Origin of the sequence: Hanstruepera ponticola, from assembly GCF_012931685.1 — a bacterium.
GTDB classification, from domain to species: domain Bacteria; phylum Bacteroidota; class Bacteroidia; order Flavobacteriales; family Flavobacteriaceae; genus Hanstruepera; species Hanstruepera ponticola.
The window spans coordinates 92,171-110,923 of sequence record NZ_JABANC010000002.1 but is presented as its reverse complement, the minus strand read 5'-3'; the positions used below and the strand labels follow the sequence as shown (position 1 = coordinate 110,923).

The window sequence follows — 18,753 nt, the reverse complement described above, 5'->3', positions numbered from 1 at the left end:
TGGTTATTCTTAATCGAAACTTTGCATATCCACCAGCTTTTTATAGGTACCATTTTTTGCCAATAATTCTGTATGAGTTCCTTGCTCTACAATTTCACCTTTTCTCATAACAACAATTTCATCAGCATTTTGAATGGTTGATAATCTATGAGCAATAACAATAGATGTACGGTTTTTCATCATGTTTTCCAATGCTATTTGAACTAAACGCTCACTTTCAGTGTCTAATGCTGAAGTAGCTTCGTCTAATATCATAATAGGTGGGTTTTTTATTACAGCGCGTGCAATACTTAAGCGTTGTTTTTGCCCTCCAGAAATATTAGTTCCAGAATCACCTATATTGAAATCTAATTGACCTTTTAGGTTTTTCACAAATTCCCAAGCATTGGCTATTTTTAAGGCATCAATAATTTCATCATCGGTTGCGTCAGGCTTTCCAATTAAAATATTGTTTCTTATCGTATCATTAAATAAAATAGAATCTTGGGTAACTAATCCCATTAAACTTCTTAAAGATTCTTTTGTCACATATTTAATATTAGTACCATCAATTGAAATACCTCCTTCATTTACATCATAAAATCTAGTGACAAGATTGGCAATAGTGCTTTTTCCACTACCAGATTGTCCAACTAACGCAACTGTTTTACCTTTCGGAACTTCTAAACTAAAATTTTTGAGTACGAGATCTTCCTCATATTTAAAAGAAATGTTATCGACTTTTATTTTATCATTAAAAGTATTTATCTCTTTCGCATTTGGTATATCAGGTAATTGATTTTCTTCATGTAAAATTTCAAAAACACGATCAGCGGCAGCCATACCATTTTTTACTTTATATGAGGCTTTGCTAATAGCTTTTGCCGGAGTTAAAATGGCATAGGCTAATCCCATAAAGGCAATAAATGTAGTACCTTCAATTACTTTGTCAACTAAAACTAATTTTCCACCATACCATAATAAAACAGCTATAGTAGCTATTCCTAAAACTTCGCTCACGGGACCCGCAAGGTTATTTTTTAAGCCAATTTTATTTGAAAGTCTTAAAATACTATCTGCTGATTTTTTAAATTTATTTTTAAAAATTGGCTCAGCATTATAACTTTTAACAATCTTTAAGCCTGTTAAGGATTCTTCAACAATAGAAATCAACTTCCCAGATTCTTGTTGTGCTTTTAATGAATTGCTTTTTAAGCTTTTTCCAATTCTTGAAATCATGAATCCTGCTAATGGAATAAAACACAACACAAAAAGAGACAATTCCCAACTAATAGCAAACATAAGAGCTAATGAGAATATAATGGTTAATGGTTCTCTGACTATAAGTTCAAGGATAATAAAAAAGGAATTTTGCATTTCGTTAATGTCTCCTAATATTCTTGCCATTACATCTCCTTTCTGCCTTTTAGAATAAAAGCTTAATGGCAGTTGGATAATTTTTTCATACATCTCTTTTCTTAAATCAGTCAGTACACCATTTTTTAAATACATGATGTGTTGCATAGCAAAATATCCAAACAAATTTTTCAATAAAAAAGTTGAAATGACAATTGCAATGACTATAACCAAAGCCATTTGAGCGTTTCCTGACTCTAAAAAGCCACTAACTTTGTAATCAAGCAATTCTAAAGCATAATCTTTTACATCACCAATTTTTCCAGTCCATACAGGTTCATTCTTAACAATGGTAGTTTTTCCAAACAAAACATCTAACATTGGAATTAATGACACAAAAGCTAATGAACTAAAAAGAGCATAAAGCAAATTAAAAAAGATATTTAAAAACACATGGCCTTTAAATTTCTTAATAAAAGGTAATAATTGATGTATTATTTTTTTCATTTTAGTTTAGCTGCATATCTTTTACTATAGCGTCTATTTTTTGCTCCAGAAACGCTTCAGTTTTATTGAAATCTTCTTTAGTTTTCAATTTGTCATTAACACTGATATAAAATTTAATTTTTGGCTCTGTACCACTTGGTCTCAATGCAATTTGACTGCCATCTTCTGTATAATAAATCAAAACATTTGATTTTGGTATATCAATTATGGATGTTTCCCCAGTTATTGGGTTCAGAGCTTCGGAGGACTGATAATCTTCAATCTTTATTACTTTCGAGCCATTAATTTCCGAAAAAGGAGATTTCCTAGCATCTATCATCATTTGCTTGATTTCCGCAGCACCTTCAATACCTTTTTTAGTCATGGATATCAAACGTTCTTTGTAAAACCCATGCTCTATATATAAAGTAATTAATTCGTTAAAAAATGAACTGTTTTCTGCTTTTGCTTGAGCAGCAATTTCGCAGGCTAGAAGAGATGCTGTTACGGCATCCTTATCGCGTACAAAATCACCAACCATAAAACCAAAACTCTCTTCGCCGCCACCAATAAAATTCAATTCTGGAAAATCTTTTATCATTTTGGCAATCCATTTGAAACCAGTCAGTCCAATCTTGCATTCCACATTATATGCATTGGCAAGTTCCTTCATCATCGGTGTGCTTACAATAGTTGAGCCAATGAACTCTTTTCCATTTATTTTGTCAGTTTTCTGCCATTGTTTCAGTAAAAAAGCAGTCATAACCACCATGGTCTGATTGCCATTCAATAATTGCATGTTGCCTTTATCATTTCTGACTGCTATACCAACACGATCACTGTCTGGATCAGTTCCAATTACGATATCAGCATTTACGTTTTCGGCTAATTCCAAAGCCATTTTAAGAGCTGCTGGTTCTTCAGGGTTTGGTGATTTGACAGTAGGGAAATCGCCATTCGGTATAGCTTGTTCTTCTACAATATGTACGTTTTTATAACCAGCTTGTTTAAATGTTTCTGGGATAATAGTGATAGATGTACCATGTAATGAGGTGAAAACAATGGTCAAATTATCTTTGGCACTTTGACTAGTATAAAAACTACCATTTTTAATAGATGCTTTAATAAAAGTTTTATCAACTTCTGCGCCTATTTTTGTAACTAAATTAGGGTTGGATTCAAACTTAATTTCAGAATACTTTAAGTTGTTTATCTCTGCTATAATTTCACCATCTTGAGGTGGTACTAGCTGACCGCCATCTTGCCAATAGACTTTGTAGCCATTGTATTCAGGCGGATTGTGTGAAGCGGTCAATACTATACCACAATGACAATTTAAATGTTTTAAGGCAAATGACAACTCGGGAGTTGGACGTAAATCTTCGAATAAAAAAACTTCAATGTTATTAGCTGAAAAAACATCAGCTACTAATTGTGCCAATGTTTGACTGTTGTGTCTACAATCAAAAGCAATCGCTACTTTGATTGTTTCATTAGGGAATGACCTTTTCAAATAATTACTTAAGCCTTGTGTATTTCTTCCAAGCGTGTACTTGTTAATACGATTGGTGCCAATGCCCATCACGCCGCGCATACCTCCTGTTCCAAACTCTAAATCCTTGTAAAAGGATTCCTTGAGTTCTTTTGGGTTTGTGGCAATTAAATTCTTTATGTAGTCTTGAGTCTTTTTATCAAAATCGGGTGTCAGCCAAGTATTTACTCGATTTAATAGTTCAGGTTCAATATATATCATGATGTAACTAAAATAGAACGCAAAAATACGCAATTCAAAAAAATGACATGTGTCAAGAAGGAATTAATTAGCTGTAGTATCTAAATTAATAACCTCTTTAACCAAATAGCGTTTTTTGTCTTGTTTTGTACGTAGCATAATTTCACCAAGAAATCCAGCTACAAAAAATTGGGTACCTATAATCATTGTGGCCAATGAAAGGTAAAATTGTGGTCTTTCAGTAATGAGCCTTCCAGTTTTGTGGAAAAACAACTTATCAATACCTAAATATAGAGCAAACATAAATCCTATTGCAAACATTAAAACACCTAATGCGCCAAATAGGTGCATAGGTCTTTTACCAAAACGAGACAAAAACCAAATAGTGATTAAATCCAAAAACCCATGTATAAATCGATCTATTCCAAATTTGGTTTCACCGTATTTTCGTGCTTGGTGTTTTACAACCTTTTCACCAATTTTAGAGAAACCAGCATTTTTGGCTAATACTGGAATATATCTGTGCATTTCGCCATTAACATCGATGTTTTTTACAACATTAAGTCTATAGGCTTTTAGTCCGCAATTAAAATCGTTTAATTTGACCCCAGAAGTTTTTCGTGCTGCCCAATTAAATAGTTTTGAAGGTAAGTTCTTTGTTAAAACAGAATCATAACGCTTTTTTTTCCAACCCGAAACCATATCATAATTATCACTAATAATCATTTCATATAATTCAGGGATTTCTTCTGGGTTGTCCTGAAGATCTGCATCCATGGTAATGATAACATCACCAATTGCTTTATCAAATCCTGCATGTAAAGCTTGAGATTTTCCAAAATTTGCTAAAAACCGAATACCTTTTACATGAGGATTAATTTCTGAAAGTTTTGTTATAGTTTCCCATGAGGCATCAGTACTACCATCGTCAATAAAAATGATTTCATATGAAAAATGATTGGATTGCATAACATTTGCAATCCAATCATGTAATTCTTTTAGTGAGTCCTTTTCGTTAAGTAGTGGTATGACTACTGATATATTCATTGACGATTTTTGAAGATTATGTTTTCAAAAATATGAAAATATTAATCTTGGGAGCTAGTTTTCATCACTAAACCTGCAATTGCCGACCAAATAAGTCCAAAAAAGGCACTTAAAGCAAGCCACATAGCCGATCCGAGTAAAGGATTTGAGAATGTTTTGGCCATTTCCAAACTTTTCTCTTTTATTTCAACTGACATATTTGGGTCTTCTGCTATTTTTTCTTCAGCCAACTTCATCATTTCATCCATAAATTCAGGATCAATAATGTAATTAAATATTAAACCATATACAGCATAAACCAAGGCACTAATCACAGCAATTACCATCCCTGTTTTTAATGCTTCACTGAAAGAAAGGCTGTTGGCATTTGTTTTTTTGAATTGACCAATGGCATAAAAAATAATTACTGGAAAAATAATGTAATATAAATATTGAGGCCATTGTGTGCCTTCAAGTAGCATTCCTGTAGCATACATGATTACAGAAATTAAGATCATAATTGCTCCAAGAATTAATCCGTAATTTACTCCGAATTTACCTGGAGAAGGTTTTTGATTTTCCATAGTTTGAAAGTTTAGTTAATTTAATTAGTTAGTAAACAAATATACCAAAACGTTACACATTAATTGAAAGAATAAAAAATGAAAAAAATATTGTAGATTTATTAAATTTGCTTAAATTTGCACCTCGAAAAAAGTAATGATATTAAATCGAAAAGCGATGAAAAAAGATATACATCCAGAAAATTATAGAGTAGTGGCGTTTAAAGATATGTCAAATGATGACGTGTTTTTAACAAAATCTACTGCAAATACCAACGAGACAATTGAAGTTGATGGTGTTGAGTATCCATTAGTTAAAATGGAAATTTCAAGAACGTCTCACCCTTATTACACTGGTAAATCTAAATTAGTAGATACTGCTGGACGTATTGATAAATTTAAAACTAAATACGCTAAATTTAAAAAATAATTTAGTAGTAAAATATAATTATAAAAGCCTTTCAATTGTTGAAAGGCTTTTTTTATTTTTACCAAAAGCAACCTTATGAACTATATTCTTTTTGACGGTCCATTTAGAAACAATCTTCTACCATTTACCTTTACACGACCAGTAGCAGATATTCGAGTTGGTATTTTAACTATACGAGAGAAATGGGAAAACTATCTAGAATATACCACAACAACCATAACAGAAGACTATCTTGCTGATAAATATCCCATGGTTGAAATGGAGCATAATATTATGATTAATGCTTCTTTCTTACCCAATAAAGAATTAGTAGAGATTATAAAAGGCTTGGAGGAAAATCAAGCTGTTTTTAAAGATGAGGATGTTGTAGCTTTTTTCACTAAAGAAAATCAGGAAAATATAGATTTGGAATCGTTTGAAGCTATTGAATATCTTGATGACGTTTTAAAAATAGAAAATACTTGGGATATATTTAGTAAAAATGGTTTAGCTATAGAGGATGATTTTGAACTGCTTACCAAAGGAAGACAGTCACAACCTATTCCTGAAACAACAGTTGCTTTCAATAGAAAAGATATTTTTATTGAGGAAGGAGCCAAGTTACCTCTTTGCTCACTTAATGCTGAAAATGGACCCATTTATATAGGTAAGGATACAGAGATTATGGAGGGGAGCATGATAAGAGGCCCTTTTGCACTTTGTGAAGGTGCTACCGTAAAAATGGCTGCCAAGATTTATGGACCAACAACTGTTGGACCTTACAGTAAAGTAGGCGGTGAGATTAATAACTCGGTGTTGTTTGGTTATTCCAATAAAGGTCATGATGGTTTTTTAGGAAATTCAGTATTGGGTGAATGGTGCAATTTAGGAGCGGATACTAATAATTCTAACTTAAAAAACAACTATGCTGAAGTTCGCCTGTGGAATTATGAAACCGAAAATTTTGCTAGAACTGGCTTGCAATTTTGTGGGCTTATGATGGGAGATCACAGTAAATGTGGTATTAACACCATGTTTAATACAGGAACAGTTGTTGGTGTAAGTGCCAATATTTTTGGAAGTGGTTTTCCGCGCAATTTTGTGCCTAGTTTTTCTTGGGGTGGAAGTAGTGGTTTTTCGAATTATCTAACTAAAAAAGCGTTTGAAGTTGCTAAAGTAGTCATGTCTCGAAGAAATATTGAATTTACAGAGCAAGACGCAGCCATTTTAGAACACGTTTTTGAGGAAACTCAAAAGTATAGACGGGATTAAATCTCTAGATGTGTTTCAATAAAACTAATAAAATCATCTTTTCTTCTACTTGATATAGTAATTGATTTATTGTTATTCATTTCAACTGTCAAACCGTCTCTTTTTGAAATGCCTTTCATTTTTAGAGCATTTATGATAAATGAGTTATGAACTCTAAAAAATCCAGTTTTTTCTAACTTGTTTTCAAATTCTTTTAAGTGTTTAGTAACAGTAACACGTTCGTTGTTTTCTAGATAAACATCTGTATACGCACCAGAAGCTTCTAGATATACAATATCATTTAGTTTTACTAATCTAATGGATTCAAGAGCCTTTAGCATTAACGAATTTTCTTGTTTGCTGGTGAAATAGCTAACATTGTTCTCCTTTTGTTCATTTTTTATTTTTGAAAGTGCTTTCTCAATTGAATTTTTAAACTCTTGTATTTGAATAGGTTTTAATATGTAATCAACAGCATTAGCTTTTATAGCATTGATGGCGTATTTTTCGTGACCAGTTATAAAAATAACTTTTGCAATATTATTTTCTATTACATTTAGTACATCAAAACTTGATTCTTTGCCTAAATGTATATCAAATAAAAACAATTGATAATTAGTTTCATTAATTGCTTTAATGGCATCTTTAACGCTTGTAGCGATGTCAATTTGCTTGATGGATTTTATGAAATATTTTTCTAATAATGATTTTATTAGATTACAAATACGCTTATCATCATCTAAAACTAATGCATTCATGCTGCTACTAATGGTAATTTAAATTCAACAATTGCTTCATTATCTGTTTTATAAAACTTAAAGTCAGCTATTTTTTTATAAATTTTACTGTGTAAGGCGATGCGTTGTTTAGTTATATCCAAGCCACGGGAAGTGTCATGGTCTAATTTTTTATTAATAGAAACTAGCTGACCCAAGATATTATTTTTAATCGAAATGTTGATTATATCATTAGTTCTATTAATTAAAATAGTGATAAATCCATTAGTATCTATGTTATTAAAACCGCCATGTTCAATAGCGTTTTCCAACACACTTTGTGTAATAGCGCTAGGTATTTTTAACTTATGTAATTCTTCGACTTTTATATTGGTTTCTATGCTGTAATAAAAGCTGTTTTGAAGTCTATATTGCTGTGTTTTTAAATAATTTTCCATCATTTGTTTTTCTTCAAACAGTGTCCATTCGTCCTTAAAGGTACTCTCAAGTAATGACCTTGAAAAACGTGAAATATTAGAAGTATAATCAATTAAGCTTTCATCAAAATCACGTTCTATTAACTCTGCTTGAAGAGAGGTGAACGCATTGTTAATATAATGCGGATTAAATTGGGATCGTGTTAGTTTTGATCGTAACGAAAGATTTTTAATAGTGTTTATTTTTTTCTGGTACAACAAGATAATACTAGAAAAGATAAGTATTGTAATAAGTGCCAGTCCAAGATATTTTATTTGTTCTTTTTGTTGATGTATTTTAAAATTGTTTATTTCTTCTTGTTGTTTTAAGATGGTTATTTCATTGTCTTTTTTTTCAGTTTCAAAGGCTACTAGTGTTTTTTGTAAGTTTTGCATATCTGAAGTAATACTGATGCTATCCATAATACTTATCATTTCTGAATTTACTTTGGTAGCTTCTTCAAATTGATTGGTTTTTATCAATATTTTGTTTTTTATGCTTAATACACCTTTTAAGCGTTTTAAATCATTAAGTTTTTTAAAGTATACGGCTGCATTATTGCAGTTTGTTAAGGCTTCTTCATATTTTCCTTGATGATAGTATACATTAGCCAGTAATCTTTGAGCATCAGCCTTTTTTTCTTCAAATTTCTCTGTGCTTTTTGATAGGACTTTTAATCCTAATTCTTCCGCACGAGATAATTGGTTTTCTTTAATGTACAAAAAGCCCAAATTATTACTCAATAACAACTCTCTATTGGTCATCTTTAAACGAATAGTAAGGTCTAAAGCCTTTTCTAATATTTCTAAAGCTTTTTCATTGTTGTTTGTAAGTTGATATATATAGGCCAGGTTATTGCAAGCTCCTAAATATGTTTCTTTATAATCAGTGTTGTCTTTGAGAATATTAATGATTTCATTATAGTAAACAATACCTTCATTGTAATTTTTAGATTTTACATGTAAATAACCTAATAGGTTTAGTACATAAACATATTCATCAATTTCTTTTTCAAGTGAAACCGTTTTCTCAAGCTCTTTGAGCAAATCAATAGCTTCTTTATCTTTATTGAGTACAACATAATTACTTATAATACCAGTTTTAGTTTCTATCTCAAAGCGCCATAAATCTTCAGGCATTTTTAAGTTTTTTAACTCATTTTTGTTTTCTAAATAAATTTCTATAGATTCTTTAAACTTACCAGATTCATATAGCGCTTTTCCTTTAATAATGTTGTAATGAATTTTTAAATGCCTAAAGTTAGGATGCTCATCTAAAAATGGATTTACTTCATCTAATAAAGCAAATGTTTTTGTCAAATTTATTGACTTATAATAACCCGCTTTTATGATTTTTAATCTATTAATAAGATAATCATTATTAGTTTGTTTTTCTAATGCACTCAAATAATTTAAAATGCTATCATTAGACTTAATGTTGTTTAATGTTTCCTTTGTATTGGTAAAGAATAAATTATGTTTTTTTAAAAGGTCACTTTCATTTTCTTGTGAAAATGCTATGAGAACATTTAGTGTAAAAAAGAGTGTTAGTACTATTTTCATTTGTTAAAAAATTATTACTAAAAATACCATTTATTTATCGGAATTATTTTTAATCTATTAATTAGATTCTAACACTTATTAAATGAAACCAGACATCCATTAATATCGTTTAAACTTTACAGTTGTGTCTCTGTAAATTCGTGGTAATAACTTTAAAAAACTTAACCATGAAAAAAACTTACTTATTTATTTTGATTACCTTATTTTATGCTAACATCAGTTCTTCTCAGAGTTTAGACTGGGTTAACAGTCTTGGAGGACTTCAAGATGAGATTGCGAGAGATTTAGCAGTTGATACCTTTGGGAACATTTATATCGTTGGTCAATTTAGAGATACTGTTGACTTTGACCCTGGAAGTGGAACTGTTAATCAAACTTCTAATGGAAACGCAGATGTATTCATTTTAAAATTAGATAATTCAGGTGCCTTTATTTGGGTTAGAACATTTGGAGGCACTGGAGCAGATAACGCTACTGCAATAAAAGTAGAAGATTCTGGAAGTATTGTTGTTGTAGGTAATTTTAACGATACAGTAGATTTTGACCCATCGGCAGGAAATGCAACTACAACTTCCAATGGAGCAAATGATTCGTACTTGCTTAAGATGTCTGATTCTGGTAACTATCAATTTCATAGAACTTTTGGAGGTAGTGGAAACGATTTTATCAATGACATTGTAGTTGATTATAACAATGATTATATAGTAACAGGTAAATTTGTAAACACCGTAGATTTTGACCCTTCTGCAGGAGTATTGAACTTCACATCTGGCAGTACCGAATCTGATATATTTGTCATGAAGATTTCTTGGTCAAGTGGGTCGCTTATTTGGGCAAAACAATTTATTGGTAATAGTACTACAAGAGATAGTGCTGGTACAAGTATAGGGGTAGATCTAAATAATAATGTTTTTATAGGTGGATATTATGCAGGGACTGTAGATTTTGATCCAAATGCAGGTGTTGCAAATGAATCATCTACCGATTTAAGAAACATATTCATTTCTAAATTAAATCAGAATGGTAATTTCGTTTTTGTAAAAGTAATAAGTAATGATAACCGAAATGATCGTGTTAGAGATATAAAATTAGATTACAATAACAATATTTTAGCTGTTGGTGATTTTCAAGGAACAAATGTAGATTTCGACCCTGGATCTGGAATATCTAACTTAAGTGGTAATGGAGCTACTAATGTTCCTTTTTTGTTAAAGCTTAACAATAATGGAGATTTTGTTTGGGCAAAAGAATTTAAACCATTGGGTAGTGTTAATAATGGTTTTGCTGTTGCTGTTGATCCTTCGAACAACGCCTATGTTTCTGGACAATATTCAATTCAAATTGATTTAGATCCAGGGCCAAATACAACTAATGCAGGAACAATAGGAGCTGCTGATGCTTTTATGGTTAAATTAAACGAAATGGGCGATTTTGTTTGGGGAAAACGCTTTGGTGGAGCTAATAATGATACGCCTTATGCTATGAAATTCATAAATAATAAAATTTATCAAGTAGGGCGTTACAACGGTACTGCTGATTTTGATCCTGAAGCACCTAATGTTTATGAGACATCCAATGGTGGATATGACTTTTTTGTTCAGAGAATTTCAGAAAACACACTTTCTGTATCTGACTTTACAACTGACAGAATTAAAATATTCCCAAACCCAACACCACAGTATATTGTGGTTGATGGAATACCAGAATTTAATTATGAAATTGTATCATTAGAAGGAAAGCTCATTATGAAAGGTAAATATGTTAGTAATCAAATTAAAATTGACGTTTCAGGTTTGGTTTCTGGCATATACATCATTGAAATTAATTCATTGGATAATGATCAAAAAATAATTCATAAAATTATTAAACAATAAAAATGCTTGATTTATTATATAATTTTAGATTAGAATTGTTTTTAGTCTTGTTTTATAGTAGTGTGATTTTAATCCTATTTGTATTGTAATTATCAAAATAAAAAAGCTCATTTAATGAGCTTTTTTTACGTGTTTTAATTCTAAAAGATTAATTGGGTTAATTCCTAGCCCTTTTACATTTTTTCTTGTAAAGCGAACAACTTCGTCATAAAACATAGGCACTATTGGCGTATGACTCATAATTAATGAATCCATTCTGGAGTATAAATGCTCTCTTTTTTTTGACTCTGTTTCAATAAAGGCTTGTTCATACCAAGTGTCAAACTGTTCACTGCTAAAATGTGTGTAATTAGGTCCATTTGGCGCAAAGTTTTTACTGTAATAGAGTGATAGGTAATTTTCAGCATCAGGGTAGTCGGCTACCCAACTGGCTCTAAACATGTCTAGTTTTCCATTTGCTTTAGCATCTTTCAAACTGGAAGCAGGAACAACATCTACGTTTACAATAAGCCCTGTTTTTTGAAGTTCACGTTGTATGTATTCGCAAAAGCTTAAATAATTGCTGGTAGTTGTTATGCTAATTTCTGGATTGTTATTTCTTGTTTCTTTTATGTATTGTTGAACAAGTTGTTTTGATTTTTCAGGTTGATAGGTGAAGCCAATTTTATTACTGTAACCAGGCAATCCTTTAGGGATAAAACCGCCATTGGCAGGAATACCAATACCATTTCGTAAATAAATCATCATTTTATTTCTATCGAAACCGTAATTAACGGCCTGTCGGATTAATTCTGACTGTATTTCAGGAGCATCAGATTCCATATAAAAGGCTAAGTACTCAGTATTTAGATAGGGACCACGAATCATGTTGACATCAGAAGCATACAAATCTCGTAATTTACCATCTGCTGTTAATATTTCATCCTTATAGGAAGCATCCAATCCTGATACGTAATCAATATTGCCTTGGGCAAATTGTAAAAATTCACTTTGTTTGTCGGGTAAAAAAGTTATCGCAATAGCTTCTAGATAAGGAAGTTGCTTTCCGTTTTTATCAACTTCAAAGTAATCAGGATTTTTCCTAAAAACCAATTTTAAATTTTCTTCCCAGCGTTTAAATTGAAAGGGACCTGTTCCAATAGGATTTGATCTAAAATCATTACCATAATTTTCAACAATTTCTTTTGGAACAACGGAACAATATTTCATAGTCAATAAGCCTAAAAATGCTGGGAAAGGTTGCTTTAGCTTAATTTCAAAAATAGAATCGTTTACAGGGTAGAACGTTTTAACTTTATTCAATACCCAGCTTCCTGGTGATGCTAGTTTCTCATCTTTGAGTCTATTGAAACTATAAAAGAAATCATTTGAAGTTACGATTCGTGTGGAATCACTACCAAATAATCTATGTTTATGATATGTTACATCATCGCGAAGCGTAAATGTATAAGTAAGTGCATCATCTGAAATAGTCCAGCTTTTTGCAATAGCTGGTTGCACATTCAATTTATTATCCATTTCCACCAAACCATTAAAAAGCTGATTAGTTGCCCATATATCTGCAAGGTCTTTTGAAAATGCTGGATCTAATGAGCCAATATTTTTATGCTCATTATATCTAAAAACTAATGAACTATCAAGCTCCTTATTCTCATTGTTGCAAGAAATAATTATGATGGTGAAACACATTATCCATATCCATTTTATGGGAAGTCTCAATAATGACAGGTGGCGTTTTATCATTTTGTTTAATAGTTGTAAATTTGCAACTTGGTAAAAGTACAAGAATGACAGCAAGAAAAAAAGTCGGTTTTTACACGTTAGGATGTAAATTGAATTTTTCAGAAACATCAACCATAGCAAGAACTTTTAAGAACGAAGGTTTTGAGCGCGTAGATTTTTCTGAATATGCCGATATTTATGTTATCAACACTTGTTCTGTCACTGAAAATGCCGATAAACGTTTCAAGACCATAGTAAAGCAAGCTCAAAAAAATAATCCCGAAGCATTTATAACTGCTGTTGGATGTTATGCGCAACTTAAACCTCGAGAATTAGCTAATGTCGAAGGTGTCGATTTGGTTTTAGGTGCTACTGAAAAATTTAAGATTACCGATTATTTGAACGATTTATCAAAAAATGATTATGGCGAAGTTCATTCATGTGAAATTCAAGAAGCCGATTTTTATGTTGGTAGTTATTCGTTTGGAGACAGAACAAGGGCTTTTTTAAAGGTTCAGGATGGCTGTGATTATAAATGTACCTACTGCACCATTCCGTTAGCTAGAGGAATCTCTAGAAGTGATTCGGTAGAAAATGTTGTTGCTAATGCTAAAGAGATAGCTGCAAAAGATATTAAAGAGATTGTTTTAACAGGAGTGAATATAGGTGATTATGGTAAAGGGGAATTTGGTAACAAACGCCATGATCACACTTTCTTGGATTTGGTGAAAGAATTAGATCAAGTTGAAGGTATTGAACGATTGCGAATTTCTTCGATAGAGCCTAATTTATTGAAAAATGATACCATTAATTTAGTTGCGGAATCTGATAGTTTTGTACCGCACTTTCATGTACCACTTCAAAGTGGTAGTAACGCTATATTAAAGCGTATGAAGCGTCGTTATTTACGTGAGTTATATGTTGATAGGGTTGATAAAATAAAGGAAGTTATGCCAGATGCTTGCGTTGGAGTTGATGTGATTGTAGGATTTCCTGGTGAGACGGATGAGCATTTCCTTGAGACCTATAATTTTTTAAATGATTTGGATATTTCCTATTTGCATGTTTTTACGTATTCTGAAAGAGATAATACCGAAGCTTCACAAATGGAGCAAATAGTCCCCAAAAACGTGCGTTCTAAAAGAAGTAAAATGTTACGTGGTTTATCAGTAAAAAAACGTCGTGCTTTTTACGAAAGCCAGATTGGTACCATAAGAGAAGTGCTTTTTGAAAGTGAAAATAAAGAAGGCTATATTCATGGATTTACAGAAAACTACGTAAAAGTTAAAACGCCTTGGAATCCAGAATTGGTTAATACTATTCTAAAAGTAGAACTCACTACTATTGGTGAAGATGGGATTGTAAGATTCAATTTTCAAGAATCGGTGATTTCTGCTTGATTCTTCGTTTTTTCAAGTAGTTCAACGAGTTTTAATGTTTTTTGTCCTCTATTTTCCATTTGTCTTTCGAAAACAAATTATTTTCATCTCAAAATCAACTACTTATGTCTAAAGCCTTATCTATTATTGGTGCAATATTTTTGATCCTTTCCTTTACCGCTTGTTCCACTGATAATGATGACAACTTATCTGATAGATCAAATAATTTTAAAGGTGTTTGGAGGTTATCAATGAAAACAATTGAAACACCTATTGATTTTCACAATGATGGCAACTTAACCGATGTTGTTTATATAGGAACTAACTCACCTTACGATACAGAAATCATTATTAATAATAATAACAGTGGTATAATTTACTTTTCTGATACTGTTACTTACAATACTCGGGATGAAAATGGTACTTTAGTTTATATGGTAGCTAGTTCATTTAATAATGAACGTGTTGATATTCCATTAAGTTATATGTTAAGTAATAATTCTGGAATTATAAATTACAATGATGTTGAAGCTACTTTTCTATTGGAAGGAAACACTTTGTTTATGACCATTGAAGATGGTTTTGTTGCGAAAGACATTGATACTTTTGAGATAACTGTAGTTCAAGATTTGACCTATGTTTTTGAAAAGCAATAGAATTAAACGAAATATAAATAAAAAAAAGCCGAAATTTAATTTCGGCTTTTTTTTATATCCTAACTCCTACTGGGAGCATACTTTTGTATTGTCTATTTCGTCTAATAAATTTTGCTATTTCAGGACTCGTAGGAACAACGCTTAAATTGCGTTCTTCAATATGTTCAAATACGGTTCTAATAAATTCGTTTTGAAATTCTTCCGTAAAAATAGTTTCAGGAATAATTAATTTAGTTAAGAAAATTTTACGCTCTTGAAGGGAGTATTCAATTTTCGCAAGTTCATTATCAATTTTTAATTCAAACTGACGCAAAAAATCATTGTCAACGAGTTCATGTGCTTCTATCATAATAATCTTTTTTATTAATTGGAACTATAAGGAGTAGGACTATTTTATATAGTTTTGTAACGCAAATTTACGAAAAATTATTGTCATTTTAAAGATAATATTTGCATAATACCTTATGAATCAAGATATAATACATGTTTATTTCATGCCAGGAATGGCTGCGAGTCCAAAAATATTTGAAAACATACAACTGCCTGAAAACCAGTTTAAAATACATTATTTAGAATGGTTAATTCCAGAACGTGATGAAACTTTAGAGGCTTATGCCATAAGGATGACCCAAAAAATTAAACATGAGAACTTGGTATTAGTTGGTGTGTCTTTTGGAGGTGTTTTGGTTCAGGAAATGAGCAAGCATTTAAAGTTAAAGCGCTTGATAATCATATCTAGCGTTAGTTCAAAGCACGAACTTCCAAAACGCATGAGAATAGCTCGTAAAACAAAGGCTTACGCTATAGCTCCAACAAGTTTGGTAAGTCACATAGATATGTTTGCAAAATATGCCTTTGGATCTAATGTAAAAAAACGAATTGAGCTATATAAAAAGTACTTATCAGTCAACGATAAACGTTATTTAGATTGGGCTTTAAAAAATATGGTTTGTTGGAATCAAGACAAACCAATTCCAGAAGCTATTCATATTCATGGTGATCAAGATATGGTGTTTCCGTGTCATCATATTACTAATTGTATAAAAATAAAAGGTGGTACACATATTATGATTATCAATAAATTTAAGTGGTTTAATGAAAATTTGCCTAAACTAATTTTAAATGGACGACTAGATTAACATGTCGTTTTTTTTTATAACTTTAATGAAAAATTCCTCGCAATGAAAACTCTTAAAAACATACTATCAATTATAGGATTATTTGCACTCGGCATGATTTTCATTTTTGCACTTCAGGATGCTCCAAGTGATGAAAATTTTGAACGAAAACTTATTAACGATTATAACGTTTACGCGCTACAAGTTCCTGATAATTTAGATTTTGCAGGAGAGCCGTTACCACTTAAAAACCCAGATATTTTGGAGCGTATGGATCGTGAGCTTTTAGTTAATACGTATTGGCAATCCAATGGGTTACTTATGTTTAAAAGAGCACATAAATATTTTCCTATAATTGAGCCTATTTTGAAAAAAAATGGTATTCCAGATGATTTTAAATACTTAGCAGTAATCGAGAGTGGTTTGGTTAATGTGGTGTCACCAGCTGGAGCAAGAGGAGTTTGGCAAATAATGCCAGCAACTGGAAGAGAATTTGGGCTAGAAGTAAATGATAATGTTGATGAACGTTACCATTTAGAAATGGCAACTGAAGTTGCTTGTAAATATTTGAAAGAATCAAAGGAAAAATTGGGTTCTTGGACCTTGGCAGCAGCAGCTTATAATGCTGGTATGTCTGGAATTTCAAGACGCTTACAAGAGCAAAATGTATCAGATTATTATGATTTATTATTAGGCGAAGAAACAGGGCGTTACATGTTCCGTATCGTGGCATTAAAAGAAATATTGTCCCACCCTGATAAATACGGATTTAACTTTAGAACAAAGGATTTGTATAAAGATGTTCCAACATTCAAAGTTGAGGTTGATACAGCAGTAACTGATTTTACAGCTTTTGCCGAAAAGTTCAGTATCAATTATAAAATTCTCAAAATTCACAATCCTTGGTTGCGAGAGCCTCATTTAAACAATAAATCAAGAAAGCAATACTTTATTGAAATACCTAAGCCTGGCTATTATTCAACAAACCCTTAATGATTGAATATATAAAGGAGCATATCTGGTCTTTACTATTAGGCTTAAATTACATACTGGTAATTTTTGCTATTGCCATTATTCTTTTTAAAAACATTAATCCTACTAAAACCATTACCTATATTCTGGTTTTGGTGATGTTTCCTTTTGTTGGATTATTGGTTTATTATTTTTTCGGTCAGGAGTATCGTAAGAGTAAAATATTTAATCGAAAAAACGTTTTGAACAAGAGTATAGTGAAAAAAATCAGTGAAGATTTTACTCTAAATTCTAAAGAGCTCGAAGAATTTGATGATTTGTTGGACGAAAAAATGAAATTAGTACATCTTCTGTACAATTCAGAACATACACCTTTAACACGTTACAATGAGGTGGCATTATTGAAAAATGGTAAAACAAAATTTAAATTGTTATTTGAAGATTTAAAAAAGGCAAAACACCATATTCACCTTGAATATTATATCCTCAAAGATGATAATATTGGCACACAATTAATTGATATTATTTGCGAAAGAGCTCGAAACGGAGTTTCAGTAAAAGTAAGTGTCGATGACGTAGGTAGCAAGATATCAAATAAAGCTAAACGGAAAATGAAAGAATCTGGTGTTGAATGCAATGCATTTATGCCAGTATTATTTCGTGGATTTACAGGAAAATTGAATTATAGAAATCATCGAAAAATTGCAATAATTGATGGCAAAATTGGTTACGTTGGAGGTATAAATGTATCTGATAATTATGTTAATTATAAAAATGGAGAATCATTTTGGAGAGACACGCACGTAAGAATAGTAGGAGAAGCGGTTAAACCACTTCAAGTAAATTTTTTAATGACGTGGAATTTTGTATCCAATTCTGATTTAAAGATTACCGAAGAATTATTTCCGGAGGTAAAAACCAAGCATGAAACAGCTGTACAAATATCTGCTAGCGGTCCAGATACCAATTGGCCTAACATTATGGAAGCTATGTTTGTTTCTATTAATAGAGCAGAGGACTATGTATATGTTACAACGCCTTATTTTATTCCAAACGATGAGATAATCACGGCTTTACAAGTTGCAGCTAAAAGTAATATTGATGTTCGGTTAATAATACCCAAAATGTCTGATTCATGGACAGCTAAACATGCTACCAACTCCTACATAGAACCATTGTTAGAAGCAGGAGTAAAGGTATATAGATATTGTAATGGATTTATTCACGCAAAAACTATGGTTGTAGACGATATACTGTCAACAGTAGGAACAACCAATATGGACCATAGGAGCTTTAATATTAATTTTGAAATTAATGCAATAATCTATGACAAGAAAACCAGCGTTGAATTAAAACAACATTTTCTAGATGATTTAAAAGAATCTGAAGAACTAGATTTAAAGCGTTGGCAAGAAAGACCAATTTCAAACAAACTTAAAGAATCCTATGCTAGGCTGTGGTCTCCCTTATTATAA

The 18,753-nt window shown here is 31.4% G+C and carries 16 protein-coding genes; 8 read left to right on the top strand and 8 right to left on the bottom strand.

Features of this window, described 5'->3' with window-relative positions; all coding sequences use genetic code 11:
• Positions 1-9: 9 nt before the first annotated feature.
• The 4 genes from HGK31_RS06300 to HGK31_RS06285 form a co-directional block, all read right to left on the bottom strand.
• Positions 10-1,842 carry an ABC transporter ATP-binding protein gene (locus HGK31_RS06300; RefSeq protein WP_191858993.1) on the bottom strand — a complete coding sequence of 611 codons (1,833 nt, stop codon included), beginning with the start codon at positions 1,840-1,842 and terminating at the stop codon, positions 10-12.
• A gap of 1 nt (position 1,843) precedes the next feature.
• Positions 1,844-3,574 carry a phospho-sugar mutase gene (locus HGK31_RS06295; RefSeq protein WP_191858992.1) on the bottom strand — a complete coding sequence of 577 codons (1,731 nt, stop codon included), beginning with the start codon at positions 3,572-3,574 and terminating at the stop codon, positions 1,844-1,846.
• Between the two features lie 63 nt (positions 3,575-3,637).
• On the bottom strand, positions 3,638-4,600 hold the full coding sequence (locus tag HGK31_RS06290) for a glycosyltransferase family 2 protein (RefSeq protein ID WP_191858991.1): 963 nt from the start codon (positions 4,598-4,600) through the stop codon (positions 3,638-3,640).
• Positions 4,601-4,641: 41 nt separating this feature from the next.
• A complete protein-coding gene (locus tag HGK31_RS06285; protein WP_104734107.1) occupies positions 4,642-5,163 on the bottom strand; it encodes a DUF4199 domain-containing protein in 522 nt (173 codons plus the stop codon).
• Between the two features lie 157 nt (positions 5,164-5,320).
• Between HGK31_RS06285 and HGK31_RS06280 the strand changes: the two genes are divergently transcribed.
• Positions 5,321-5,572 carry a type B 50S ribosomal protein L31 gene (locus HGK31_RS06280; protein WP_104735755.1) on the top strand — a complete coding sequence of 84 codons (252 nt, stop codon included), beginning with the start codon at positions 5,321-5,323 and terminating at the stop codon, positions 5,570-5,572.
• A 75-nt stretch (positions 5,573-5,647) separates the two neighbouring features.
• The gene (locus HGK31_RS06275; protein ID WP_191858990.1) at positions 5,648-6,823 is read left to right on the top strand and encodes a GlmU family protein; all 1,176 of its coding nucleotides are present in this window, start codon (positions 5,648-5,650) and stop codon (positions 6,821-6,823) included.
• Here the strand turns inward: HGK31_RS06275 and HGK31_RS06270 are convergent.
• Positions 6,820-7,560, bottom strand: a complete 741-nt coding sequence (locus HGK31_RS06270) for a LytR/AlgR family response regulator transcription factor (protein ID WP_191858989.1) — start codon at positions 7,558-7,560, stop codon at positions 6,820-6,822. The two genes, HGK31_RS06275 and HGK31_RS06270, sit on opposite strands and share 4 nt — an antisense overlap.
• Positions 7,557-9,557, bottom strand: a complete 2,001-nt coding sequence (locus HGK31_RS06265) for a tetratricopeptide repeat protein (protein WP_191858988.1) — start codon at positions 9,555-9,557, stop codon at positions 7,557-7,559. Before HGK31_RS06265 ends, HGK31_RS06270 begins: the two co-directional genes overlap by 4 nt.
• Positions 9,558-9,724: 167 nt before the next feature.
• Between HGK31_RS06265 and HGK31_RS06260 the strand changes: the two genes are divergently transcribed.
• Positions 9,725-11,431 carry a T9SS type A sorting domain-containing protein gene (locus HGK31_RS06260; protein WP_191858987.1) on the top strand — a complete coding sequence of 569 codons (1,707 nt, stop codon included), beginning with the start codon at positions 9,725-9,727 and terminating at the stop codon, positions 11,429-11,431.
• 111 nt (positions 11,432-11,542) lie between these two features.
• Here the strand turns inward: HGK31_RS06260 and HGK31_RS06255 are convergent, their stop codons facing one another.
• A complete protein-coding gene (locus HGK31_RS06255) occupies positions 11,543-13,174 on the bottom strand; it encodes an ABC transporter substrate-binding protein (RefSeq protein ID WP_191858986.1) in 1,632 nt (543 codons plus the stop codon).
• A 44-nt stretch (positions 13,175-13,218) separates the two neighbouring features.
• Here HGK31_RS06255 and mtaB point away from each other — a divergent pair, with 44 nt between their 5' ends.
• Both mtaB and HGK31_RS06245 read left to right on the top strand, forming a co-directional pair.
• Entirely contained in the window at positions 13,219-14,553 is a 1,335-nt protein-coding gene (gene mtaB / locus HGK31_RS06250; protein ID WP_191858985.1) for a tRNA (N(6)-L-threonylcarbamoyladenosine(37)-C(2))-methylthiotransferase MtaB, read from the top strand.
• A gap of 104 nt (positions 14,554-14,657) precedes the next feature.
• Positions 14,658-15,188 (top strand): hypothetical protein, encoded by a 531-nt coding sequence (locus tag HGK31_RS06245; RefSeq protein ID WP_191858984.1) that lies wholly within the window; start codon positions 14,658-14,660, stop codon positions 15,186-15,188.
• A 52-nt stretch (positions 15,189-15,240) separates the two neighbouring features.
• Here the strand turns inward: HGK31_RS06245 and HGK31_RS06240 are convergent, their stop codons facing one another.
• Positions 15,241-15,537 (bottom strand): N-acetyltransferase, encoded by a 297-nt coding sequence (locus HGK31_RS06240; protein ID WP_104734103.1) that lies wholly within the window; start codon positions 15,535-15,537, stop codon positions 15,241-15,243.
• 115 nt (positions 15,538-15,652) lie between these two features.
• Here HGK31_RS06240 and HGK31_RS06235 point away from each other — a divergent pair, with 115 nt between their 5' ends.
• The 3 genes from HGK31_RS06235 to cls are packed head-to-tail and all read left to right on the top strand — an operon-like array spanning position 15,653 to position 18,753.
• The gene (locus tag HGK31_RS06235; protein WP_104734102.1) at positions 15,653-16,327 is read left to right on the top strand and encodes an alpha/beta hydrolase family protein; all 675 of its coding nucleotides are present in this window, start codon (positions 15,653-15,655) and stop codon (positions 16,325-16,327) included.
• 42 nt (positions 16,328-16,369) lie between these two features.
• Positions 16,370-17,299: a lytic transglycosylase domain-containing protein gene (locus tag HGK31_RS06230; protein ID WP_104734101.1), complete on the top strand. Its 930-nt coding sequence runs from the start codon at positions 16,370-16,372 to the stop codon at positions 17,297-17,299.
• Positions 17,299-18,753, top strand: coding sequence for a cardiolipin synthase (cls, locus tag HGK31_RS06225; RefSeq protein WP_191858983.1), 1,455 nt, complete (start codon positions 17,299-17,301; stop codon positions 18,751-18,753). Before HGK31_RS06230 ends, cls begins: the two co-directional genes overlap by 1 nt.